The 22,343-nt window shown below is 71.5% G+C and carries 20 protein-coding genes and 4 pseudogenes; 5 read left to right on the top strand and 19 right to left on the bottom strand.

Features of this window, described 5'->3' with window-relative positions; genetic code table 11:
- Nucleotides 1-3: 3 nt before the first annotated feature.
- Nucleotides 4-2,022: a hypothetical protein gene (locus FB157_RS10305; protein ID WP_145878192.1), complete on the bottom strand. Its 2,019-nt coding sequence runs from the start codon at nt 2,020-2,022 to the stop codon at nt 4-6.
- Between the two features lie 196 nt (nt 2,023-2,218).
- Here FB157_RS10305 and FB157_RS10300 point away from each other — a divergent pair, with 196 nt between their 5' ends.
- Complete coding sequence (locus FB157_RS10300; RefSeq protein ID WP_145878190.1) at nt 2,219-3,178, top strand: D-2-hydroxyacid dehydrogenase family protein; 960 nt, start codon at nt 2,219-2,221, stop codon at nt 3,176-3,178.
- Between the two features lie 51 nt (nt 3,179-3,229).
- Here the strand turns inward: FB157_RS10300 and FB157_RS10295 are convergent.
- From FB157_RS10295 to FB157_RS10255, 9 genes and pseudogenes are all read right to left on the bottom strand, one after another.
- Nucleotides 3,230-3,497: pseudogene (locus tag FB157_RS10295) on the bottom strand (DUF2087 domain-containing protein); the annotation flags it as partial.
- Between the two features lie 81 nt (nt 3,498-3,578).
- On the bottom strand, nt 3,579-4,445 hold the full coding sequence (locus FB157_RS10290; protein ID WP_145878188.1) for a tyrosinase family protein: 867 nt from the start codon (nt 4,443-4,445) through the stop codon (nt 3,579-3,581).
- A complete protein-coding gene (locus FB157_RS10285) occupies nt 4,429-4,965 on the bottom strand; it encodes a tyrosinase family oxidase copper chaperone (protein ID WP_145878187.1) in 537 nt (178 codons plus the stop codon). Before FB157_RS10285 ends, FB157_RS10290 begins: the two co-directional genes overlap by 17 nt.
- 109 nt (nt 4,966-5,074) lie before the next feature.
- The gene (locus tag FB157_RS10280) at nt 5,075-5,587 is read right to left on the bottom strand and encodes a hypothetical protein (protein WP_145878185.1); all 513 of its coding nucleotides are present in this window, start codon (nt 5,585-5,587) and stop codon (nt 5,075-5,077) included.
- Between the two features lie 177 nt (nt 5,588-5,764).
- Nucleotides 5,765-6,349 (bottom strand): vitamin K epoxide reductase family protein, encoded by a 585-nt coding sequence (locus FB157_RS10275; RefSeq protein ID WP_145878183.1) that lies wholly within the window; start codon nt 6,347-6,349, stop codon nt 5,765-5,767.
- Nucleotides 6,349-6,849, bottom strand: a complete 501-nt coding sequence (locus FB157_RS10270; RefSeq protein ID WP_145878181.1) for a DUF5949 family protein — start codon at nt 6,847-6,849, stop codon at nt 6,349-6,351. The genes FB157_RS10275 and FB157_RS10270 overlap by 1 nt, the downstream gene beginning before the upstream one ends.
- A gap of 104 nt (nt 6,850-6,953) precedes the next feature.
- Nucleotides 6,954-7,247 carry a hypothetical protein gene (locus tag FB157_RS10265; RefSeq protein ID WP_145878180.1) on the bottom strand — a complete coding sequence of 98 codons (294 nt, stop codon included), beginning with the start codon at nt 7,245-7,247 and terminating at the stop codon, nt 6,954-6,956.
- Nucleotides 7,248-7,438: 191 nt separating this feature from the next.
- A complete protein-coding gene (locus FB157_RS47215) occupies nt 7,439-8,260 on the bottom strand; it encodes a hypothetical protein (protein WP_186581441.1) in 822 nt (273 codons plus the stop codon).
- A 168-nt stretch (nt 8,261-8,428) separates the two neighbouring features.
- Nucleotides 8,429-8,668: a chaplin gene (locus tag FB157_RS10255; protein WP_145878179.1), complete on the bottom strand. Its 240-nt coding sequence runs from the start codon at nt 8,666-8,668 to the stop codon at nt 8,429-8,431.
- Between the two features lie 266 nt (nt 8,669-8,934).
- Between FB157_RS10255 and FB157_RS10250 the strand changes: the two are divergent.
- Both FB157_RS10250 and FB157_RS10245 read left to right on the top strand, forming a co-directional pair.
- Nucleotides 8,935-9,456, top strand: a pseudogene (locus FB157_RS10250) (glycosyltransferase family 4 protein); the annotation flags it as partial.
- A gap of 197 nt (nt 9,457-9,653) precedes the next feature.
- Nucleotides 9,654-9,806, top strand: a pseudogene (locus FB157_RS10245) (dimethylaniline monooxygenase); the annotation flags it as partial.
- An 86-nt stretch (nt 9,807-9,892) separates the two neighbouring features.
- Here the strand turns inward: FB157_RS10245 and FB157_RS49395 are convergent.
- The 3 genes from FB157_RS49395 to FB157_RS10230 form a co-directional block, all read right to left on the bottom strand.
- Complete coding sequence (locus FB157_RS49395) at nt 9,893-10,729, bottom strand: chaplin (protein ID WP_145878175.1); 837 nt, start codon at nt 10,727-10,729, stop codon at nt 9,893-9,895.
- A gap of 121 nt (nt 10,730-10,850) precedes the next feature.
- Nucleotides 10,851-11,078: a chaplin gene (locus tag FB157_RS10235; protein WP_145878173.1), complete on the bottom strand. Its 228-nt coding sequence runs from the start codon at nt 11,076-11,078 to the stop codon at nt 10,851-10,853.
- A 285-nt stretch (nt 11,079-11,363) separates the two neighbouring features.
- Nucleotides 11,364-11,774: a rodlin gene (locus tag FB157_RS10230; RefSeq protein ID WP_145878172.1), complete on the bottom strand. Its 411-nt coding sequence runs from the start codon at nt 11,772-11,774 to the stop codon at nt 11,364-11,366.
- Nucleotides 11,775-12,035: 261 nt separating this feature from the next.
- On the opposite strand from FB157_RS10230, the gene FB157_RS10225 reads away from it, so the two are divergent.
- Nucleotides 12,036-12,446, top strand: coding sequence for a rodlin (locus FB157_RS10225; RefSeq protein WP_145878170.1), 411 nt, complete (start codon nt 12,036-12,038; stop codon nt 12,444-12,446).
- 227 nt (nt 12,447-12,673) lie between these two features.
- Complete coding sequence (locus FB157_RS10220; RefSeq protein ID WP_145878168.1) at nt 12,674-13,084, top strand: rodlin; 411 nt, start codon at nt 12,674-12,676, stop codon at nt 13,082-13,084.
- A gap of 21 nt (nt 13,085-13,105) precedes the next feature.
- Here FB157_RS10220 and FB157_RS10215 read toward each other — a convergent pair.
- The 6 genes and pseudogenes from FB157_RS10215 to mmsA form a co-directional block, all read right to left on the bottom strand.
- Nucleotides 13,106-13,615 (bottom strand): annotated as a pseudogene (locus FB157_RS10215) (long-chain fatty acid--CoA ligase); the annotation flags it as partial.
- A gap of 19 nt (nt 13,616-13,634) precedes the next feature.
- Entirely contained in the window at nt 13,635-15,167 is a 1,533-nt protein-coding gene (locus FB157_RS10210) for a VWA domain-containing protein (protein WP_145878166.1), read from the bottom strand.
- A 157-nt stretch (nt 15,168-15,324) separates the two neighbouring features.
- A complete protein-coding gene (locus FB157_RS10205; protein ID WP_145878164.1) occupies nt 15,325-16,188 on the bottom strand; it encodes an ABC transporter permease in 864 nt (287 codons plus the stop codon).
- Nucleotides 16,185-18,875, bottom strand: a complete 2,691-nt coding sequence (locus tag FB157_RS10200) for a CocE/NonD family hydrolase (RefSeq protein ID WP_186581440.1) — start codon at nt 18,873-18,875, stop codon at nt 16,185-16,187. Before FB157_RS10200 ends, FB157_RS10205 begins: the two co-directional genes overlap by 4 nt.
- Before the next feature lie 173 nt (nt 18,876-19,048).
- Nucleotides 19,049-20,455, bottom strand: coding sequence for an APC family permease (locus tag FB157_RS10195; protein WP_145878162.1), 1,407 nt, complete (start codon nt 20,453-20,455; stop codon nt 19,049-19,051).
- 378 nt (nt 20,456-20,833) lie between these two features.
- A complete protein-coding gene (mmsA, locus tag FB157_RS10190) occupies nt 20,834-22,336 on the bottom strand; it encodes a CoA-acylating methylmalonate-semialdehyde dehydrogenase (protein ID WP_145878161.1) in 1,503 nt (500 codons plus the stop codon).
- Nucleotides 22,337-22,343: the final 7 nt, after the last annotated feature.

The raw sequence follows: 22,343 nt of genomic DNA, 5'->3' as shown, positions 1-22,343 counted from the left end.
CGCTCAGGCCGCCAGTTCCGCGTCCCCCTCCTCCGCTTCCGCGCGCTCCGCCGCCGCCCGCGCCGCCAGTGCGTTCGCCGCCGCGTTGAAGCGCTCCATGGAAGTGGGGTGGTCCGGGCCGAGGACGTACTCCTTGAGGATGCGGCGGTCGAGGGCCATCGGATCGGTGTACGGCACCCGGACCGCGTTCAGGATCTCCGGGAGGCGGGTGCACTCACGGTCGAGGAGGTAGGCGCCGCCCGCGGTGGTGTAGGCGGCCCGGAACTCGTCGTCGGGCAGGTCGCGGGCGTTGGTGAGGACGTACGGCTTGAGGCCGGCCACGAAGTCGGCGACGACCGAGGAGACGTCGCTGATGAGGATGTCCGCCTGGTTGAAGCACTCGTAGAGGGCGGGCAGTTGCTTGAGGATCACGTTGTGGCGGACCGGGCCCCGGCTCTCCCAGAAGATCCGGTGCCACTCGGCGCGCAGCTCCTGCCACTCGGCCGCCCCCGCGCGGTCGGGCACCCGGGCCTCGCGCAGCTGCTCGGCGTCGTCGCCGCCGAGCCGGCCGGACAGTTCGTCGAGGCGGGCCTGTATCTCCTGCAGCCGGGGCTTCGCCGCGGCGACCGCGGCCTCCGCCTCCGCGGCGCCGCGCTGCTCGTTGTCGGCCCGCAGCAGCTCGCGGATCGCCTTGTCGGCCGCGGCCGCCTCGGCGGAGCGCTTTCCAGTGAGCGGGTGCGGCTTGTAGATGACCCGGACGTTCTGCGTAAGGAGCTGCTCGATCAGGGGCACGCCCATCGGGATCAGCGAGGTGTGGCAGTCGTCGTCGCTCCAGCCCTCCCAGGTGGGCGCGTAGAGGACGACGGGGAGCGGGCCGGGCGTGTGCTCGGCGTGCAGGCGGATCGACGAGAGCTGCGGGCGGCCCACCTCGACGATGGCGCTGTCGCTGATCGCGTGCCGGACCCGCTGGTAGCGGTCGCGGCCCGCGCGGCCGGCCACCCAGATCTCGTCGTACACCTTGCTGACCCGGTTGCTGCTGGCGAGCTTGTCGCTGTCGCCGTGGCCGATGAAGACGTGCTTGGCCTCGGCCACCCGCAGCATGTGCACGTTCTTGCCCGCGTTGCCCGGGTAGAGGACGACCCGGACGCCGGACAGCTCCAGTTCGGCCAGGTCGTCGGCCTTGGGGACGCAGACCACCGGGATCCAGGTGCGGCTGAGATAGCGGAACGAGGCGCGCTCCCGAAGGATGATGACCGGGCGCAGGTCGAGCTGCTCCAGCGTCTCGATCCACATGTTGACCTGGTACATGAAGTCCCGGGAGACGGAGGCGAAGCTGAAGTACAGCGCCACCTCGGGCCGGTAACCGGCGAGCTGGCGGTTGACCTCGGCGAACACCTCGTCCCGGGCGGGCATGCGGCGGACCCTGCGGTACTGGCCCAGCAGCGCGAGGACGCCCGCCGCGGTCACCCCGACGGAGAGGGCGAAGCCGGCGTACGCGGGTCCCCAGGTCCCGGCGGCCAGCGCGGCGAGCAGGCCGGCGTGGGCGGGCAGGTCCAGGTGGAGGAGCTTGCGCAGACTGCGCCGGTAGAGGACGGCGGGCGGCTGCTTCGGGACGGGCAGCCCGCTCATGTCGAGGTTGCGCACGACCAGCGGCAGCACCCGGCGCCTGCGGATCGCGTGATGCACCGCCGTGTACAGCATCATCATCGCGAAGTGGGCGCTGAAGACGGCGAGCGCGGCGACCAGCACCTCGTCCGGCGCGTCCGTCCGGCTGGCCAGCGCGAGCAGCATCACCGTGCGGACCGCGAATCGCAGCGGGCGGGTGAGCTGCAGCGTCGCCAGCCTGCGCACGAAGCCCGGAGCCCTGGAGTGCAGCACCTCGTCCGCGAGATACGTCACCGCCGACGCCGCGGCGAAGCCCCACAGGGACGGCAGCAGCGCGAAGACGGGCAGCGCGGCGAAGCCGGCACCGAGCAGGAGTACGAGGAGCAGGTCGGTCGCCCCGCGCACGCGCAGGACACCACACAACCGACGGATCATCATGAGCAGAATTCCTCTTCCGGGATGGCAGGCGCGTGGTGGGCCAAACGCCGCTGTTCGTCAGTTCGACGTAAGAAGAGGGTGAAGAGTTGTACACCACACGGAAAGAAGCAGTTCACGTTCCGTTTGGCTGGTGTATGGCGCCCGGCTCCCGCCCCGGAGCTGCCGGTACAGTCGCCGCGGGGAAGGGAGAGACGACGTGCGACTTCGCTGCGCGGTCCTGGACGACTTCCAGGGTGTGGCCACCGAGTCGGCCGACTGGTCGGTGATCGAGGACCGGGTGGAGGTCGTCGCACTGCGCGAGCACCTCGACGGCGAGGACGCCCTCGCCGCGGCCCTCGCCGACTACGACATCGTCGTCACCCTGCGCGAACGCGTCCCGTTCCCCGGCTCGCTGATCGCACGCCTGCCGCGGCTGCGGCTGCTCGTCGCCTCGGGGATGCGCAACAGCGTCATCGACTACGCCGCCGCCGAGGCGCACGGCGTCACCGTCTGCGGTACGGCGAGTGCGTCGACGCCTCCCGTGGAGCTGACCTGGGCGCTGCTGCTGGGTCTGGCCCGCGGGATCGTCGAGGAGAGCGGGGCGCTGCGCTCCGGCGGGCCCTGGCAGTCCACCGTCGGCGCCGACCTGCACGGCCGCCGGCTCGGTCTGCTCGGACTGGGGAAGATCGGCGGCCGGGTGGCGCAGGTCGGGCTCGCCTTCGGCATGCGGGTCGCCGCCTGGAGCCAGAACCTGACCGGGGAACGGGCCGCGGAGGTCGGCGCAGAACTCGCCGCCTCCAAGGAGGACCTGCTGGCCACCAGTGATTTCGTCTCCGTCCACCTGGCCCTCGGCGACCGCACCCGGAGCCTCGTCGGCGCCGCCGAACTGGCCCTGATGAAGCCGACGGCCTACCTGGTCAACACCTCCCGCGCGGCGATCGTGGACCAGGACGCCCTGCTGGCCGCGCTCCACGAGGGCCGGATCGCGGGCGCCGGTGTCGATGTCTTCGACGTCGAGCCGCTGCCCGCGGACCACCCGATGCGCACCGCACCCCGCCTCCTCGCCACGCCCCACCTCGGCTATGTGTCCCGCGCCAACTACGAGACGTACTACGGCCAGGCGGTGGAGGACATCCAGGCCTACCTCGCGGGTGCTCCGGTACGACGACTGCCCTGAGGCCGCGTCACACGGCGGCCTGACCGGTACGGGCAACCGGTTGACGTCCCGTCAATCCGTCCTCGGACGTCGGTAGATTCCTTCGCTCCGGTGCAGATGGAGGAGGTCCACCAGGTAGCGCCGGAGCGTCACATGGTCGATGTCGTCGGAGTCCTCGCACCAGGCTCGCAGACGCTCGTTCACAACCCGCTCCGGGTACTCGAGGGCCCGGCTCGAAGGTGTGCTCGGCGATGTGCCGCAGCACCAGCTTCTTCCGGGTCCACTGGGTGGGCAGCCGTACCGGTCGCCCGTCCGGTACGAAGGTGTTCGGGACGGCGTCCGTCCCGTCGGCAAGTGAGCCCAGCACACAGGGAAGAGCCACGGCACTCGCGCCGGGGCTCTTCCCATGCCGTCCTACGGCTCACGCGTACCGGTAGATCCGACTCATGTCCTCCAGCCCGTCGGGCGTCACGTTCCAGGGCGGCAGCTTCTGGTGCCGGGAGACGATCCGCCGGTGCTGCGGGTCGGCGCGTCCGGGCGGGTCCGCGGGCAGATAGCGGTGGCTGCGGTGGGCGCGCTGCCACCGGTACCACTGCAGGTCCAGGAAGGCGTGGTGCAACCAGAACACCGGGTCGTTGACGGAGGCGCCGCCGAGCATCTCGCCGCCGACCCAGCGGTGCACCCGGTTGTGGTTGCGCCAGGAGGTGCTGCCGCTGCCGGTCCCCCAGCCCTCCAGCTTGTTGCGGAAGCCCCGGGTGACCGTCGAGTCCCAGGGCCGGACGTCGTAGACGGCGTCGTCGAGGGCCCATTTCAACTCGCTCTTGGTGGGCAGCGCGATGGGGGCGGCGGAACGGCCCAGGTCCCGGGTGAGGAACTTGCCGTCCGTGATCCCCTCCTTGATGGTCCAGTGGCCCGCCGAGTAGGCGAACGGCCCTGTCATCACCTGCCGGTCGGAGCGCCGCCCGTTGCCGCCCAGCAGGTCCTTCGTCCAGGGCACGGACGTCGTCGTACGGTCCCGGGTCCAGTCCCAGTACGGCACCGTCACCGAGGAGTCCACGCGGCGCAGCGCCCGTTCCAGGTCCAGCACGAACCTGCGGTGCCAGGGCAGGAAGGAGGGGGTCATGTGGGCGGTGCGCAGGCCGGCCTCGCCGTCGGCGGTGTAGTAGTCGATGTGCAGGCGCACGAACTCGTCGTACTCACCACGCCGTTTGAGCTCCAGCAGGGCGTTCACGAACCGCCGGCGCTCGGTGGGGGTGAGCGTGCTGACGTCCTTACGCACGTACGCCATGCTCACCCTCCATGTGGCTGTGTGCCGTCGCCGGCATCCCGCCGACCGGGCCCGGGGCGAGGTCGCGCAGCCGCCGGCCGGGGCCCATCTCGTCGACGGCGGCGCGGGTCGCCTCGAGCGGGGTGCGGTACGAGCTGTAGTGGTCCACCATGCTCAGCCAGGTGCCGTCGGCCCGGCGCATCAGGTGCAGCGGGCGGCCGTCGACGGTGACCTGCCATTCGCACTGGGGCACGGCGCGTCCGGCGATCGGCACCAGGACGCCCAGGATGCGGCGGCCACGGTAGGTCTCGTCGAAGGAGCTGCCCTCGGGGCCGTCCGCCGAGGGGGCCGGGCGGGAGGCGGCGACGACCGGTGCAAGCGCCAGGGCGGCGGCCGAGGCCAGCAGTCCCCGCGTCATCTCCCTCCGCGTCACTCTCCACGCACCCACTCTGACCTGCTGCTCCGCCCCCACCGCTACGCCATCGGCACCCACCGCTACGCCATCGGCACCCACCGCTACGCCATCGGCACCCACGACCATCGCTCTCTCCTCGTCCGGGATCAGATGTCCGTACGGGTAACCGTCGGAACGCGGACGGGGTCACCAACACAGAGCCATCCGGTGGGTACGACGGCCTCCGTACCGCCGGCTACCGGCCCGGGCCCGTGCCCAGGGAGGCGCCGGGGACGGTCCGCAGGGCCGGGGCGACGACACCGGCCTGGGGAAGCTTGAGGTCCGGGAGGCCGAAGTTGTCCGGGTCGGGCTGGGTCACGGGGGCGTCCAGTGCCAGGCCGGGGCCGAGCGTGTGCAGGTCGGAGGCGGGGGCGCCCACGCCGACGTGGTCGAAGCCGTCGCCGAGGACATGCGGCAGGGGTGCCCTGAGGTCCGCGCCGGGCAGGGCACCGGTCACCGGCAGCTGGGGCAGCACCCGCTCGGGCAGGAGCCGCCCGGTGGCGTACCGCGGCCCTGCGGGGGCGCCCGGCGTCAGCAGCGGCACCTCGGCACCGGCCTTGGGCACCTCCATGTTCAGGGAGTCGGAGACACCTTCCAGCGGTACGGGGACGGGGACCGCACCGACCGCCGCGGCGGGGCCGGCGGCCCCCACGACAGCCGCGACGCCCGTGACGACTGCGGCAAGGGTTCCTCGGGTGGTCGACTTCATGGCAGGTACGGGCCCTTTCAGGTTGCGTAGGGTTCGACGTCCGTACCGCGTAACGAGCCGGAAAACGACATCAGCTCGCATTTCGCCCGAGTGCAGCAATTGTCGGCTCGTCACTCATCAGCTCGTCACTTGTCGGCTGTTCACTCAACAGCTCGTCATCCATCAGCCGATCTTTCATCAGCTGGTCCAGAAGTCCCACCATCGGGTCAGGACGAGCATTCCGACGACACCGACGTGCAGGAGCGGAGGCAGCCAGGTGAACTCCGCGAAGAAGGTCCTGACCCGTCCGGGGGCGGGCAGGAACCCGTTTCCTACGACGAGCGAGGTGGCGTACCAGAACATGACGATCGTGGCGACCCACACCAGACAGCACCACAGGCACAGCGCGTTGATCCGGTACAGCGACTGGAACTGCAGCCAGGTGCAGAATCCCACGCCGAACAGGCACCCGGCCTCGAACGACAGCCAGTACCAGCCGGGGAACCGGACGTCGGCCAGCAGGCTCATGCCGACGCAGACGACGATCCCGTAGGCCACCAGGCCCAGCATCGGGTTGGGGAACCCGAAGGCCGCGGCCTGGTCGCTCTTCATCACGCTGCCGCAGGACACCACCGGGTTCAGACTGCATCCGGGGACGAAGTTCGGGTTCTCCAGCAGTTTGAACTTGTCGAGGGTGATGACCCAGGAGGCGAGCAGGCCGGCCGCCCCGGTGATCACCAGCAGCAGCCCGAATCCCCTGCCGCCGGCCAGGGTCCGTGGCATCAGCGGCGCAGGCTGCGGGCCGGCAGGACGACGTGCGCGGCGGCCTTCAGAGTCTCGTCCGCACCGGCGAAGGCGGCCAGCGCGGCGGGCTCGACGGGCTTGCCGGGCTCGCCCTCGGGCCAGGCGCGGGTGGTGAAGACGAGGTAGGCGTAACCGCGTTTGGCGACGGCGGCGAGCCACTCCGGCGGCGCGTCGGCCTGGGCGACCAGCTGCGGCATGTTGAGGACGGCCTGACCGGCCTCGACGAGCAGGGTGACGGGCAGGCTCGGCTTGGCGGTGCCGTCGACCAGGTCGCCGCCGACCGGCAGGCCGTTGCCCTCCAGCAGCCGCTCGACCGCGGCGGCGGTGGCCTCCGGGCCGCCCTCGGCGTCCCCGAGGGAGTAGGCCAGCAGGTAGGGCGTGTCGCTGCCGTCGGGTGCCTCGCCGCTCCAGGGAAGGACGACGAGCGTGCCGAGGGCGGCGGCGCGGAGGGGGCGGGCTTCGCTTGAGGTTGAGGTCACCGCGCGACCTTATCGACGGGGTGTGGCGCGGCCCGGCGGCTTCTCACTCTTACGGACCAGTGCCCGGGGCCGCTCCACACGATCGAGGGAAGGGGTCTCGAACCTCAGCTCTGCAGGGGCAGGCCGCCGAGCAGCGGGTTGTGCTGGTTCAGAGCACCGGTGACGCCCTTGACGGTGCTGAGCACGGAGTCCTTGTTCTCGGTGCTGAGCGCGTCCGACTGGTGCTGCAGCGGCATGACGTCGTGCAGGGTGAAACCGCCCTTGGAGAGCGTGTTCACGGCACCGTTGAGGCTGGTGGGCGTGAGGTCGGCGGTGCTGTGGGCGGCGAACGCGGGCGCGGCGACGCCGGCCAGGGCCACGGAACCTGCAACGACAGCGGCAGCCTTCAGGGACTTCATCCTGTTCCTTTCTTCGGCAACTCAGGTCGCCCCAGGGAGTTCTGACGCCGTGCCTAACGAGAGCCCTCCGGGCCGGAAACTCCGCACCGAGAAGACATATGAGATCCCCTTCCGGCCGGTGAACAGCGCTCGGCCGTCGTGCCCGACGGATACGGCGGACACGACGGCCGAAGCGGCGCGAGCAGCGCGGATCACCCGGTGGGCGGCGCCGGCTCCGCCGGAAGGCTGGGCAGCGGTACGGGCTGGGGCAGGGGCAGGCCGCCGATGGTCGAGGTGATCAGATCGACCAGGGCGCTCACGGCTCCGGTGACGGTGACCAGCAGCGCGTCGACGTTGGAGGTGACGGCCTGGAGCAGCGCGTCGATCGCGTTCTGCAGGTCGCCGGTGAGGTCGCGGGCCTGGCCGGCCTTGACGTCACTCTTGGCGAACGTGGTGAGCAGGGGCGCGGCCGCGGCGGCGGGCACGGTCGGCGCGCCCACACTCGGGTCGGCCGGCAGGGACGGCGCGGCGGGCCGGCTCGGGGAGGCCGACATGCTCTGGGAGGCCGACATGCTCGGGGAGGCCGACATGCTCGGGGAGGCGGCCGTGTTCGACATGGCCGGATCGGTGGGCGTCGCCGGGGCCGTGGGAGTCGCCGGAGTGGCGGGCGAAGCCGGGGCGGTGGGCGCGGCCGGGGTGGTGGGCGAAGCCGGTGTCGTCGGCGCTGCCGCGGCGGCCTTGGCGATGGCCGCCTTGGCCGCGTCGCCGAGCCTGCGGGCCTCGTCGGGGGTCAGCCGGCCCTTCTGCAGGGACTGGTCGAGCAGGTCGACGACCGGGTTGAGCACGGGGTCGGCATTGCGCAGGGACCTGACCTGAGCGAGCAGCGCATCGGTGCCGGGGACCGCCGGGTGGGAGCCGGCGTGGGTGCGCTCCCGGGCCGAGTCGGCGGCGACGGCGGCGGGGCCGGTGATACCGACCAGGAGGGCGGCGCAGAGGGTCGTGGACGCGAGACGCCGCACGGGCAGCACACGCATGGGGGTTCCTTTCGGTGGGGCAGGGGTCTGAGCCCACCGTTGAACCAGCCATGACGTTCCGCAACCGCTCACCCACCCGGAGTGAACCATCCGGGGGAGACCTGAACCGGCCGCCCACCCGCGGACGAAGCGCGGGCGGACGGCCGGCCGAAGGGGTGCGTCCCGACGTCAGCCGTTGGTGCAGTGCCCGCCGAACGCCGGGTTCAGCAGACCGATGACGTCGACGCTGTCGCCGCAGACGTTGACCGGCACGTGAACCGGAACCTCGACGACGTTGCCCGACGCCACACCCGGCGAGTTGGCGGCGGTGCCGAGCGCGCCGGAGTCGGCGGCAGCCACACCGGCACCGCCGGCGACGGCCGCGATGGCGGCGGAGGTCAGGACCAGACCCTTCGCGATACGCGACATGGAGAGGTGCTCCTTGAAATCGACACGAACGTCCGGGCGGAATGCCCAGCGCTGTGTCAACGCACGACACCCCTCGGGGTTGTGCCGCCAATGGAGTGATCCCTCAGGAAAGAAACCTTCACGATTCCAGCACATATGTCCGGGTTTCTTCGTGACCGGCACCCTCAGCGTCCGCGACGCGGTGGTGACCAGCCGGGCTTCCGGCTCGTTTCCCAGCCGGACGCGTCGTGAGCCGGCGCTTCTTCCGTCGCCGTGAACGCGCGGGCATGACGCGCGTACCCACCCGCACGCCCCGAGCGGCGCCAGCACCCGACTTCCGGCCGCGGGTCCTGCATCTCGCGCAACCCGTCGACGGCGGGGTCGCCCGAGTCGTACTGGACCTCGTGCGGGCCCAGCTCACGACCGGTCTGCGGGTCACGGCCGGGTGCCCCGGCGGCGAACTCGCCGCGGGCCTGCGGGACCTGGGCGCCGATGCGCGCGAGTGGCGGGCCGGGCGGTCACCGGGTCCAGGGCCGGCCGGTGAGATACGACGGCTCGCACGACTGATCGACGAGGTGCGGCCCGAACTGGTGCATGCACACAGCGCCAAGGCGGGGCCAGCCGCCCGGCTCGTCGTGCGCGGGCGCATTCCGACCGTGTTCCAGCCGCACGCGTGGTCGTTCGAGGCCGTCGGCGGGGCCGCCGCAGCCCTCGCTCCGCGCTGGGAGCGGTGGGGAGCGCGCTGGGCCCACCGGGTGGCGTGCGTCAGCGAGGCGGAGTGCACGACCGGAACGAGCGCCGCGGGTCGCGTTACGTAGGCCGGATCCATCCCCGCCGGCACCCGGCGCCTCCCCGGGTGAGATCGCGGCCGCACCGACGACCTCACCGACGGCTTCTGCGACGACTTCCCCGACGACATGAAAGCGAGGGTTGCTGATGTACGACCTGCTGGTGGCGGGAGCGGGCCCGTACGGTCTGTCGATCGCCTCGCACGCCGCGGCGGCCGGGCTTCGGCCCGGCGATGCGCTTCGTGCACGGCGCGACCTTCACGGCGGGCACGCTGGTGCGCGGGGTACGGCGCCGGTTGCGCGCGGGGCCGGCGGGCTGGCGGATCCCGGCCGCACGGCGTGGCGAGGTGCCGGAGACCGTGCGGCACTGAAGGATGCGGTACGGCGCCACTGCGGAGAGCGCCTGCGTGTGGCAGGGAGGCGGGGTGCCGGGCACTGGGGTCCGGCACCCCGCGCGCTACCGACCGGAGGTCCTCCGGCTGCGTCGGTACAGAACCGTCCCTGCCGCGATCAGCGCGGCACTGGCGGCCGAGGTCGCCAGCATGGCCCGTGCGTCACCACCCGTGTGCGCCAGGCTGGGCGGCTGCCCCGGGTGGTGGTCGCCGTCACCGTAGGGCGGGGGCGTGTGGTCACCGCCGCCGTAGGGCGGAGGCGTGTGGTCACCGCCACCGTAGGGCGGAGGCGTGTGGTCACCGCCACCGTACGGAGGCGGGGTCGAGTGCTCACCGCCACCGTACGGAGGCGGAGTCGGAGTCGGAGTGGGGTGAACGCCACCGCCGTAGGGAGGCGGGGTCGAGTGCTCACCGCCGCTGTACGGAGGCGGAGACTTGTGGCCCCCGCTGCCGTGCGGAGACGGAGTCCTGTGGTCCTCGCCGGTGTGGCGAGGCGGAGTCCTGTGGTCCTCGTCGGCATGGCGAGGCGGGGTGGTGCGGCTGTCACCACCCTGCGTGGACGGGGTCGTGTGGCTGCCGCCGTCCTGCGTGGACGGAGTCGAGTGCTCACCGCCGTTACGCGAGGACTGGGCTCCGGTGCTGTCGTCGCTCGTCGAACCGTGCGTGTTGGCGCAGGAGTTGCCGAACGCCGGGTTCAGCGCGGCGGCCGCGTCCACGGAGTTGCCGCAGACATTGATCGGGACGTCCACCGGGGCCTGGACAGTGTTGCCGGACAGCACGCCGGGCGAGCCCTGGGCGGCACCCTGCGCGCCCGAGTCGGCGAGCGCATAGCTGCCGCACAAGGACAGCATGCCGGTCGCGGCTGCGGCCACGACCACGCCCTTGCTGAGGGTCTGTCGCAATCTCGTTGTCTTCCTGCTCGAAGAAGTGGGAAGGCCGGCCTCGGGACGAAGAGATCGAAGGATCGACGGTCCGAGGCCGGCCAGGACACAGCCGGTGGGCTGATGTGTTGAGTTACGTGCGTCAGCCGTTGACGCAGGCGTTGCCGAACGCCGGGTTCAGCAGGCCGATGAGGTCGACCGTGTCCCCGCAGGCGTTGACCGGCACGTGGACCGGGACCTCGATCACGTTCCCGGAGAGGACACCGGGGCTGTTGGACGCCGTACCGGTGGCACCGGCGTCGGCGAACGCGGGAACCGCCCCGCCCAGGGCCAGGATGGCGCCGGCAACGACGGCAGCGCTCTTCTTCATGAACTTTCCCTTCTCTGCGGTCATGCCCTATGACGGCCGAAGACCGAGCGAGCACAGCTGGAACGGCTCGCACCATGACCGGCAGGTTGTAAAACGAGGGATAGACGGCAGAAGAAACTGCGGAACGCGAGTCGCTCTGGAATTCACTCGAACGCCTCCAGAGAATTGACAAGTTGGCGCATACGTGGAGAAACGCTTCTTCGAAAAAGGCCGCGGAAGACGGCGAAAACCGCCCGGGGAGCGGCGGGGAATCCCGCGCGCCACCGAGCGGCCTTCCGGACCGGATCAGCCGTTGTTGATGCCGTTGCCCGCCAGGACGGAGACGTCGTCCACGACGTGCGACAGCGGCTCGTCGTCCTTGGCCTGCGACGAGTTCTCCGCGCACTGCTGGTTCTGCGGCGCGGACAGCACCGGGATGTCCTGCGCGCCGACGTTGACAGCAGCGAGGATGGACTGGGCGTTGGCCTTGGCCGGCAGGCCGACGCACAGCTTGTTGAGCGAGCTCTGGACCAGCGTGACCTGCGGGCTCATGCTGCCACCCGTGGTGGAGTTGCCGAACGCCTCCTGGGCGTCGCTGCCACTCAGGGCCGTGGTGCCCGTGTCGTTGCCGATGGCAAGCGCCTGGGGGGCCACCGCCGCCGACATGCCGACCACGGACGCGGCGACCGCCGCCGCGGCCATTGCCTTCTTCAGCATTTCGCTTTCCTTTCCTCACTGCTCACCAAGACGCACGTTCCTGCCCCGCATCAACCCAGCCCGAACCGATTGGTTGCGGGGCATCACCCGATCGGATCGTTCAGCTGCGTGGATTCGGTGGAATTCCCCCACAGTTCGCCCCTTGCGCGTGCGCCACCGCCCCCGTGTAGGCCATCAGAGTGAAGGACAGCAACCCATCGCCTGATGGGCAGTTGACCAGGACGCTCCGATGGACGGGGTTTCTCCAGAAGGGAATTGCAAGTGATCAAGAAGGTTCTGGCCTCCGCCGCGGTCGCCGCCTCCGTCGTCGGCTTCTCCGCCACCGCCGCGTCGCCGGCCCTCGCCACCGGCAACGACACGGGCACCACCGCCCTGAGCGGCAACGACGCCGTTCAGTCGTTCGGCAACTCCAGCACGAGCGGGGACCTGAGCCCCCAGCTGGCGCTCATCCAGGGCTCGTTCAACAAGCCCTGCATCGGACTGCCGGCCAAGGTCAACGCCCAGTCCATCCTGGCGCTGGCCAACGTCGGCGTCCAGGACATCCCGGTCCTGTCCGCGCCGCAGAACCAGCAGTGTGTCGAGAACTCCACCCAGGCCAAGGGTGACGAGCCGCTCTCGCACATCCTGGACGACATCTCCGCGCTGTCCGCCAACGGCACCAGCAACAACTGATCCGGAGATCGCCCCGGCCCTGCACGGGCCCTCCCCGACGGGCCGCCGACTTCTCGGCGGCCCGTCGGCCTGTTCCGGCCCACCCGGACGCACCAAAGGCAGGGCGTCTGTCACCTCATCGGACTGCGCTGCTCCAATCGAGGCAAAGCCCGCAACTCCGGCGTGTCCCGGGCCGTTGACGATCACGCAGCTCCTCCCCGGAGTCCGCCTTTCGAAAGGGAACGAACATGAAGAAGCTGTGGGCAACCGCGGCCGTCGCCGCCTCCGTCGCCGGCCTCGCGGGCGCGGCCGCCCCGCAGGCCCTTGCCACCGGCAACGACCACGGCACCACGGCCCAGAGCGGCAACCAGGCCCAGTCCTCGTTCGGCAACTCCGCCACGCTCGGCGACATGAGCCCGCAGCTGTCGCTGGTCCAGGGCTCGGTGAACAAGCCCTGTGTCGGCCTGCCGGCGAAGGTCAACGTCCAGTCGGTGGCCGCGCTCATCGCGAACGTCGGCGTCCAGGACATCCCGGTCCTGTCCGCGCCGCAGAACCAGCAGTGCGCGGAGAACTCGACCCAGGCCAAGGGCGACGAGCCGGCCTCGCACATCCTGGACGACATCTCGGCGCTGTCGGCGAACGGCAACTCCAACAGCTGAGCAAGCTTCCCGAACGGCGGGTCACCGGCTCCTCCGGTGGCCCGCCGTTCGCGTGCGCCACCTCCGGTACAACTCCTCGATCCGCTCGGCGTAGGCCGCCGTCACAGCGTGCCGCTTCACCTTCAGGGACGGGGTGAGCAGCCCGTTGTCCTCGGTGAACTCCCCCTCCATGAGCGCGAAGGCTCGGATCGACTCGGCGCGCGAGACGGCCTCGTTGGCGTAGTCGACCGCCTTCTGCACCTCGGCCCGCAGCCGCTCGTCACGGACCAGCCCGGTCAGCGGGGTGTCCGGGGGCAGCCTGCGCACCGTCAGCCAGTGGGCGACCCCCTCGGGGTCGAGGGTGATCAGGGCTGCCACGAAGGGCCGGTTGTCCCCGACGACCACGCACTGGCCGACAGGCGAGCGGCTGCGCAGCCGGTCCTCCAGCACAGCAGGGGAGACGTTCTTGCCGCCGGAGGTGACGAGGATGTCCTTCTTGCGGCCCGTGATGGTGAGATAGCCGTCCTGGTCCAGGGAGCCGTAAGGAGCGGTCAACGGGACATGCGGGGTCTCAGTCCCCGGTGTCCGTGTCGTGTGCCTCCCGGATCGCGTCGGCGAGGTCCTGGACGTCCTGGTCCTCGGTGACGTCGGCCAGCGTGGCCGCCCGGGCGGCGAGGCGGGTGAGGCCGGGGGCGCCGGGCAGGGCGGGGCCGTGGTCGGTGCCGCCGGCGCGCAGGGCGTCGGCGAAGTAGGCGGCGACCGCAGTGACCTGGAAGCGGGGACTCGCCTCCCAGACGGAGTCCTTGAGGGCGCCGGTCTCCAGGGCGCCGGTCTCCTCGTGCGGGGCCCGGGTGGTGGGGTCGAGCCAGCGGACGGTGGCGGTGGCGAGGTGGCCGTCGGCACCCGGGCTGGTGCGCACCGCGTACAGGGCGGTCACGGTGTGACCGGGGCCGACCTCGCCGCCGTCCACGCGGTCGTCGCGGAAGTCGTCGTCGGCGACCTTGCGGTCGTCGTAGCCGACGAGGCGGAACTCGGCGACGGTGTGCGGGTCGAAGGCGACCTGGGCCTTGGCGTCCCGGGCGGTCAGCTCTATGTTCTGCGGGAGTTGCTCGCAGAAGACCTTGCGGGCCTGGTCGGTGTCGGAGACATAGGCGGTGTGGCCGTCGCCCTTGTCGGCGAGGCGTTCCATGAGGGCGTCGCCGTAGTTGCTGCCGACGCCGACGCCGAAGAGGGTGATGCCGTGCTCGCGGCGGGCGGAGTCGATGCGGCGCAGGATCGCGTCGGGGCTGGTCTCGCCCTCGTTGGCTAGGGCGTCGGAGACGAGGACGACCCGGTTGGTGGCGCCTTTGCGCAGGCCCGCGACGGCGGTGGCGTAGCCGGTCTCGACGCCCGCGCCCAGGTTGGTGGAGGACTGGGCGCGGAGGCCGTCGATGGCGTCGTGGACCGCGCCGCGGTGGCCGCCGAGCCGGGTCATCGGCAGGACGGTCTCGGCGTGTTCGCTGAAGGTGACGACGGCCACCGAGTCGTCGTCGCGCAGCCGGTCGGTCATGGTGTCCAGGGACTGCCGGGCGAGGTCGAGGCGCCCGGGTTCGTCCATGGAGCCGGAGACGTCGACGACGAAGGTGAGCGCGGCCGGCGGGCGCTTGCCCGCCGGTTCGGCGGCCCGGGTGGCGAGGCCGACACGGACCAGGGACCAGTCCGGCCTGGCGGTGCGGGCGCCATCGACGGTGACGGAGAAGCCGTTGCCGTCGGGGCGGCGGTAGTCCTGGCGGAAGCTGTTGACGAACTCCTCGGGGCGGACCGTCGACGGGTCGGGGGTGCGGCCGTCGGCGAGGGTGCGGCGGGCGTAGGTGTAGGAGGCGGTGTCGACGTCGAGGGCGAAGGTGGAGAGGTGGTCGTCGGAGGGTGCCGTCTCGAAGCCCTGGCTGTCGCCCCGGTCGTCCCGGCCGGGGGCGGGGGCGGGCAGGCCGTGTTGGTCGGCGTTGCTGGTGTGGCTCTCGGAGCCGCCCGCCGAGCAGGCCGTCAGCAGCAGGCTGCCCGCCGCCGTGAGGGCGAGCAGCGTGCCGCGTATCCGCCGTGATCGCTGTGTCCGGTTCCGCTCCATCTCGCGTTCCCCCTGCGTCGGTTGACGTCGGCTTGTGCGACCTCTGCCGACTGTGACGGCGCGGGGTGCCGGAACGTGCGCCCCAGGGTGTTGCGGATGCGTCTCGAACCGGCCACGACGGGGGCCCGCCGAGACCGGCGGGTGATCCGCCGGTGACCTAGGACACCACGTCCTTGCGGGCGAAACCCCGGAAGGCCAGGGCGAACAGCACCAGGGCGTACGTTATGGAAATCGCGGTGCCCTGGATCATGCCGGACCACTCGGGGTGCGGCTGTACGGCGTCGGCCCAGGCGAACTGCCAGTGCGCGGGCAGGAAGTCGCGCCAGTGGCCGAGGGCGGTGACCGCGTCCAGGACGTTGCCGACGATGGTCAGGCCGACCGCGCCGCCGACCGCGCCGAGCGGGGCGTCCGTCCTGGTCGACAGCCAGAACGCCAGTCCCGCGGTGACCAGTTGGGACACGAAGATGTACGCCACGACCACCGCCAGCCGCTGCGCCGCCGTGCCGGAGTCCAGCGCGCCGCCGGTGGGGATCTGCAGCGGGCCCCACCCGTAGGCGGCCGTGCCGGCCGCGAGGGCCACGACCGGCAGCAGCACCATCGCGGCGAGGCTCAGCCCGAGCCCCACGACGAGCTTGGACCACAGCAGCCGGGCCCGGGGCACGGGTGCGGCCAGCAGATAGCGCAGCGAGGACCAGCCGGCCTCCGAGGCGACCGTGTCACCGCAGAACAGGGCGACCGGGATCACCAGCAGGAAGCCCGCCGAGACGAACAGGTTGACCGCGGCGAAGTTGGCGCCGGACGCGGTGGCCGTGTCCATCAGGGTGACCTGGCCGTTGCGCCCTGCCGGGTCGCCGCCGATCGCGAAGGCGATGAGCAGCACGAACGGCAGGACGGCCAGGATCGCGCCCATGACCAGCGTGCGGCGCCGCTTGAGCTGGCGGAGCAGCTCGACGCGCAGGGGCAGGGTGCGGCCCGCGCGGTAGCCGGAGGCCGTCTCGGTGCGCTCGGCGACCGTGCTCATGCGGAACCTCCGATCAGGGTGAGGAAGGCGTCTTCCAGGCGCCGGTGGGGGCCGACCGAGGCGACGGGCACCTCCAGGCGCACCAGCTCCACGACCAGCCGCTCGGCCGTGCCGCCGGGTTCGAGGCGGACCAGCAGCCCGTCCTCGGTGCGCACGGCGGAGGCGACGCCGGGCAGCGCGGCCACCTTCTCCACGACCGGCTCCTCGACGGGTGTGCCCGTGCCGACCAGCAGGGTGTCACCGGAGCCCACGATCTCGCCCACCGGGCCCGCCTGGACGAGCCGGCCGCGGTCCATCACCACCAGGTGGGTGCAGGACTGCTCGACCTCGGCGAGGAGATGGCTGGAGACGATCACCGTGCGGCCGGCGGCCGCGTAGCGGATCATCACCTCGCGCATCTCGCGGATCTGCGGCGGGTCGAGTCCGTTGGTGGGCTCGTCCAGGATGAGCAGGTCGGGCAGGCCGAGCATGGCCTGGGCGATGGCGAGGCGCTGGCGCATGCCCTGGGAGTAGGTGCGCACCGCGCGGGCCAGGGCGTCGCCGAGGCCGGCGATCTCCAGGGCCTCGTCCAGGTGCGCGTCCTCGGGCGGGCGGCCGGTGGCCCGCCAGTACAGCTCCAGGTTCTCCCGGCCGGACAGGTGCGGCAGGAAGCCCGCGCCCTCCACGAAGGCGCCGACCCGTGACAGCACCGGCGCGCCGGGCCGGATGGCGTGGCCGAAGACGCGGATCTCGCCGTCGTCCGGCTTGATCAGGCCCATGAGCATCCGCAGGGTCGTCGTCTTGCCTGCGCCGTTGGGCCCGAGCAGGCCGAGGACCTGGCCCTTGTCCACACGGAAGGACAGCTCGCGCACGGCGTACCGGTCGGTGGACCTGGCGTAGCGCTTGCTCAGGCCGGTTATCCGCAGCGGGACTTCGGCGAGTGCCGGGTCGGGCGCGGGGGCGGTCGTACGGCGACGGCCGGTGAACAGCAGGGCGAGCGCGCCCGCGGCTCCGGCCAGGGGCAGCCACCACACCCATGCGGGCAGGGGGGCCGCCGCGGTGGTGACGGCGGGGGCCGTCGGCACGCTCAGGCCTCCCTGGAGGGAGACGGTGTACGTGGCCGGGGCGGCCGGTGAGGCGTAGCCGAGGTCGGTGGAGGCGAGGACCAGGCGCAGCCGGTGGCCCTTCTGGACCTCGTGGTCGATCGCCGGGAGGGTGATCGTGACGTCCTTGCCGGTGCGGGCGCCGGTGACCCGGAGGGGGGCGACGAGCTGGGCGGGCAGCACCTGCCGGGAGCCGTCGGGGCCGACGTCGTAGACCTTGCCGAACAGGACGGCGTCCTCGCGGGTGGAGGTGACGTGGGCCGTCACGGTCGGCGCGCCGGTGATCCTGAGGTCGGTGGTCACGGGTGCCGAGTCGAACTTCGCGTACTGGCCGGGGAAGTCGAGGGAGACGCCGACGCCGAGCGCGGAGAGCTGGGCGAGGCCGCCGGTGCCGCCGAGGCCGGGCAGGGCGGAGACGCCGGGCGGGCTGGCGCCGGCCGGGTTCGCGAAGCGCTGCTCCCGGCCGGTCAGGGCGATGGTCCGTCGGTGGTCGTGCAGGCCGGGATAGGTCTTGGCGCTCGCGCCGCGCAGCCGGGCGGCGCCGTCGGTGGAGTCGACGCCTCCCGTGCGGGTGATCCGGAAGGCCGGGCCGGTGTCGGCGGACCTGTCGCCCTTGAGGTAGCGGTCGAACCAGGCCCGGACCCGCCCCTGCACCCGGCCGCTCTCCAGGTCGCCGCCGTCGTGTCCGCCGGCGATCCAGTCGACGTCGACCGGCGCGCCGTTCGCCCTGATGGCCTGTGCGGCGGCGTCGGACTGGGCGAGGGTGAACAGGGAGTCGGTCTGGCCCTGCACCAGCAGGGTGGGCACCTTGATGCGGTCGGCGACCGCGGACGGCGAGCGCTGCTCCAGCAGTTCGCGGGCGGCCGCGTCCGGGGTGCCGGACTCGGCGACCCGGTCGTACATCCGGCACAGCTCCGGCTCGAACCTGGCGCAGCCGCCCCCGGTGTTGAAGAAGATGCCGGCCCACAGCTTCTTGAACACGCCGTTCGGGAACAGGGCGTCGGCCAGGTTCCAGTAGGTGATGGCCGGGGCGATGGCGTCGACGCGGTGGTCGTGTCCGGCGGCGAGCAGGGAGACCGCGCCGCCGTAGGAGCCGCCCGCCACGCCCACCCGCGGGTCGCCCGGCTCGTCGAGGCGGACCTGGGGCTGCTTCGCCAGCCAGTCGATGAGCCGGGAGACGTCGGTGACCTCGTGCTTCGGGTCGTTCAGCCCGATCTTCCCGGTGGAGTGGCCGAAGCCGCGCGCGGACCAGGTCAGTACGGCGTACCCGTCGCGGGCGAGGTCCTCGGCCTGCTGCCGTACGTCGTCCTTGCTGCCGCCGAAGCCGTGGCCGAGCAGGACGGCGGGGCGGCGGCCGGCGGCGGCGTCCGTGAAGTACGAGGTGTCGATGCGCGTCCCGTCGGCCATGGTCATGACCCGGTCGCTCCGGTGCACCGGCGGCGCGTCGTCGGAGGCGACGGCCGTCCACGTACCGGCGCCGGCGAGCACCACGACGGCGGCCGCGGCGCCCATCATCCCCCAAGCTCTCAACTTCGTTCGAGCAGGGGGGACCCCCATCGCGGCTCCCTTCAGCAGTCCGCGCAGGGCGGGCCTTCGAAGATCCATGGCTCAACGGTACGGTCCGCCTCCGACAACGGATGCGGCCGCCGGGCTGAACCCGGGGCCCTCCTTGGGGAGTACGGGGCCGCCGCGGCGTACTTCAGGCGTGGTACGACGACGTCCTCGCCGCCCGGCACGGTGCGGGCGGCGAGGACGCGGGAAGGTGTGAGCCGGGTTTGTTACGCCTGCGCGTCCTCCGGGATCGACACCAGCCAGCGGGTCTCCCGGCGCGGCCGGAGGTAGAAGACCCAGTAGAGGGTGGCGACCGCGGTGATGCCGCCGGTCCACAGCAGGTAGCTCGCCTCCTGCTGGCTCAGGATGTAGCCGAGGACCGCGATGAGCAGGACCGGCATCGCGGGCCACAGCGGCATCCGCCAGGCCGGCGTGTGCTTGTGGGAGCCGCGGCGGGCGAGCAGGGCGGCGACCGCGACCAGCAGGTACATGCCGGTCACCGAGACGCCCGTGACGCCGTACAGGGTGTCCAGGTTGACGAAGCAGAGCAGCGCGCCGGGGACGCCGACCGCGAGCGTGGCCACCCAGGGGGAACCGAAGCGGCCGAGCTTGGAGAAGACGTTGTTGACCGGCTCGGGCCAGGCCTTGTCGCGGGCGGAGGCGAACAGGACGCGGGAGTTCTGGATGACCATGACGATGCCCGCGTTGATGATCGCGAGGGCCACGCAGAGGCTGACGAAGGTGCCGACCGCGGAGTTGGACCAGGCGGTGACCATGGAGCTGATGTCGCCGCCGGTCAGTTCCTTGAGGTCGGAGGCGCCCATGGTGATCGCGGCGACCGGGACCAGGATGATCACGGTGGAGATCGCGAGGGTGGCGAGCACGGTGCGGGCGACGTTGCGGCGCGGGTGCTCCAGCTCCTCGGAGAGGTAGACGGCGGTCGAGAAGCCCTGGGTGACGAAGAGGGCGATGGCGAGCCCGGAGACCACCAGCATGGCCGTCACGGTGTCCGTGTGGCCGTGCTCGCCGGCCACCTGCATGGTGACCAGGCTGCCGGCCCCGCGGTGGCTGTGGGTGAAGCCCAGGAGGGCGACGACACCGGCGGCGATGACCTCGAGGACCAGGAAGATGCCGGTGATCCAGGCGTTGGCGCGCAGGTCGAGCAGGCCCGCGAGAGTGGCGAGCAGCATCACGCCGGCGCCGGTCATCGACGGATCGAGGTGCACGATCGGCGCGAGGTAGTCCGCGGTGCCCATCGCGATCACCGGCGGGACGATCATCACGACCAGCAGGGACAGGACGAAGACGAGCCAGCCCGCGAGCCGCCCGGCCATCGTCGACACCATCGCGTACTCGCCGCCCGCGCTGGGGATGAGGGTGCCCAGCTCGGAGTAGCAGAACGCCACGGCGATACAGAGGAGGGAGCCGATGGCGATCGTCAGGGCGGTGGCGGTGCCGAGGGAGCCGAAGAGGTCGGGGACGACCACGAAGAGCGTGGAGGCGGGCGTGACGCACGAGAGCGTCAGCAGGGTGCCGCCGACGACGCCGATGGAACGCTTGAGCTTCTGGGGGCTGTCAGGGGCCCCGGAAGCGTCTGTGACGGCTGTCTCGACAGGGCGGAGCGTGTCGGTCATGCAGGCGGTTCCGATCGACTCGTGCGAGTGAGGGTGGGGTCGGGAGCGCTATCGCCTCCGGCGGCTCGTCCTGCGTTCATTTCGTCCGCTCCCGGCGTTGCATAGAGAACCCCGACGAAAACCGCTGCGTCAATGGCTGTTTACCTTCGAAATCCGCACCTTCGACAAGACTTACGCTGCATCACTTTCGCAGGCAGCAACGCCAAACAAGGGCATCCATTAAGACTCAGCGGAAACTGACCTTGCTTTCCAAGGTCATCTACCGTTTACCCCTTCGCCATCCGTTTGGTCCTCCAAAACGAGAATCGCAGCCGAGGCGTCAAAAAAATGTCAGGCCGTCCGGTATCCGGACGGCCTGACAAGGGGCTGGTTCAGCCCTCAGTGGTTGCGCGGGAAGCCGAGGTCGACGCCGGCGGGGGCCTCGGACGGGTCGGGCCAGCGGGTGGTGACGACCTTGCCGCGGGTGTAGAAGTGCGTGCCGTCGTTGCCGTAGATGTGGTGGTCGCCGAAGAGCGAGTCCTTCCAGCCACCGAAGGAGTGGTAGCCGACGGGGACCGGGATCGGGACGTTCACGCCGACCATGCCGGCCTCGATCTCCAGCTGGAAGCGGCGGGCGGCGCCGCCGTCGCGGGTGAAGATCGCGGTGCCGTTGCCGAACGGCGAGGCGTTGATGAGGGCCACGCCCTCCTCGTACGTGTCCACGCGCAGCACGCACAGCACCGGGCCGAAGATCTCGTCCTGGTAGGCCTTGGCGGACGTGGGCACCTTGTCGAGCAGGGAGATGCCGATCCAGTGGCCGTCCTCGTAGCCCTCGACCGTGTAGCCGGTGCCGTCGAGCACGACCTCGGCGCCCTCGGCCGCCGCGCCCTCGACGTAGAACGCCACCTTGTCGCGGTGGACCTTCGTGATGAGCGGGCCCATCTCGGACGCCGGGTCGTTGCCGGGGCCGATCTTGATCTTCTCGGCGCGCTCGCGGATCTTCTCCACCAGCTCGTCGCCGATGGAGCCGACCGCGACGACGGCGGAGATGGCCATGCAGCGCTCGCCCGCCGAGCCGTAGGCGGCGGACACGGCGGCGTCGGCGGCCGCGTCCAGGTCGGCGTCCGGCAGGACCAGCATGTGGTTCTTGGCGCCGCCCAGGGCCTGCACGCGCTTGCCGTTGGCGGAGGCCGTGGTGTGGATGTAGCGGGCGATCGGGGTCGAGCCGACGAAGGAGACGGCCTTGACGTCCGGGTGCTCCAGCAGGCGGTCGACGGCCACCTTGTCGCCGTGGACGACGTTGAAGACACCGTCGGGCAGACCGGCCTCGGACAGCAGCTCGGCGATCTTGAGGGAGGCCGACGGGTCCTTCTCGGACGGCTTCAGGACGAAGGTGTTGCCGGTCGCGATGGCGATCGGGAACATCCACATCGGGACCATCGCCGGGAAGTTGAACGGCGTGATGCCGGCGACGACACCCAGCGGCTGGCGGATCGCGGCCACGTCGACACGGCTCGCGACCTGCGTGGACAGCTCGCCCTTGAGCTGCACGTTGATGCCGCAGGCCAGGTCGACGATCTCCAGACCGCGGGCGACCTCGCCGAGGGCGTCGGAGTGCACCTTGCCGTGCTCGGCGGTGATCAGCTCCGCGATGGCGTCCCGGTTGGCGTCCAGCAGCGCCCGGAACTTGAAGAGGATGGACGTGCGCTGGGCCAGCGAGGACTGGCCCCAGGTCGCGAAGGCGTCCTTGGCCGCCGCGACGGCCGCGTCCACCTCGTCGACCGACGCGAACGCGACCTTGGTGGTGACCGCGCCGGTCGCCGGGTCCGTGACCGGCCCGTACGTACCCGACGCGCCTTCGACGGTCTTGCCGCCGATCCAGTGGTTGACGATCTTCGTCATGCCCAGA

The sequence above is a fragment of the Streptomyces sp. BK340 genome (assembly GCF_007827595.1).
In the GTDB taxonomy this organism is placed as follows: domain Bacteria; phylum Actinomycetota; class Actinomycetes; order Streptomycetales; family Streptomycetaceae; genus Streptomyces.
This window is presented reverse-complemented; position numbering and strand designations above follow the sequence as displayed.

Excerpts from the sequence above, each read along its gene's own strand:
- FB157_RS10305 (WP_145878192.1), bottom strand. The coding sequence starts at position 2,022 with ATGATGATCCGTCGGTTGTGTGGTGTCCTGCGCGTGCGCGGGGCGACC.
- FB157_RS10290 (WP_145878188.1), bottom strand. The coding sequence starts at position 4,445 with ATGGCGTACGTGCGTAAGGACGTCAGCACGCTCACCCCCACCGAGCGC.
- FB157_RS10285 (WP_145878187.1), bottom strand. The coding sequence starts at position 4,965 with ATGGTCGTGGGTGCCGATGGCGTAGCGGTGGGTGCCGATGGCGTAGCG.
- FB157_RS10280 (WP_145878185.1), bottom strand. The coding sequence starts at position 5,587 with ATGAAGTCGACCACCCGAGGAACCCTTGCCGCAGTCGTCACGGGCGTC.
- FB157_RS10275 (WP_145878183.1), bottom strand. The coding sequence starts at position 6,349 with ATGCCACGGACCCTGGCCGGCGGCAGGGGATTCGGGCTGCTGCTGGTG.
- FB157_RS10265 (WP_145878180.1), bottom strand. The coding sequence starts at position 7,247 with ATGAAGTCCCTGAAGGCTGCCGCTGTCGTTGCAGGTTCCGTGGCCCTG.
- FB157_RS47215 (WP_186581441.1), bottom strand. The coding sequence starts at position 8,260 with ATGCGTGTGCTGCCCGTGCGGCGTCTCGCGTCCACGACCCTCTGCGCC.
- FB157_RS10255 (WP_145878179.1), bottom strand. The coding sequence starts at position 8,668 with ATGTCGCGTATCGCGAAGGGTCTGGTCCTGACCTCCGCCGCCATCGCG.
- FB157_RS10235 (WP_145878173.1), bottom strand. The coding sequence starts at position 11,078 with ATGAAGAAGAGCGCTGCCGTCGTTGCCGGCGCCATCCTGGCCCTGGGC.
- FB157_RS10230 (WP_145878172.1), bottom strand. The coding sequence starts at position 11,774 with ATGCTGAAGAAGGCAATGGCCGCGGCGGCGGTCGCCGCGTCCGTGGTC.
- FB157_RS10220 (WP_145878168.1), top strand. The coding sequence starts at position 12,674 with ATGAAGAAGCTGTGGGCAACCGCGGCCGTCGCCGCCTCCGTCGCCGGC.
- FB157_RS10210 (WP_145878166.1), bottom strand. The coding sequence starts at position 15,167 with ATGGAGCGGAACCGGACACAGCGATCACGGCGGATACGCGGCACGCTG.
- FB157_RS10205 (WP_145878164.1), bottom strand. The coding sequence starts at position 16,188 with ATGAGCACGGTCGCCGAGCGCACCGAGACGGCCTCCGGCTACCGCGCG.
- FB157_RS10200 (WP_186581440.1), bottom strand. The coding sequence starts at position 18,875 with ATGGATCTTCGAAGGCCCGCCCTGCGCGGACTGCTGAAGGGAGCCGCG.
- FB157_RS10195 (WP_145878162.1), bottom strand. The coding sequence starts at position 20,455 with ATGACCGACACGCTCCGCCCTGTCGAGACAGCCGTCACAGACGCTTCC.
- mmsA (WP_145878161.1), bottom strand. The coding sequence starts at position 22,336 with ATGACGAAGATCGTCAACCACTGGATCGGCGGCAAGACCGTCGAAGGC.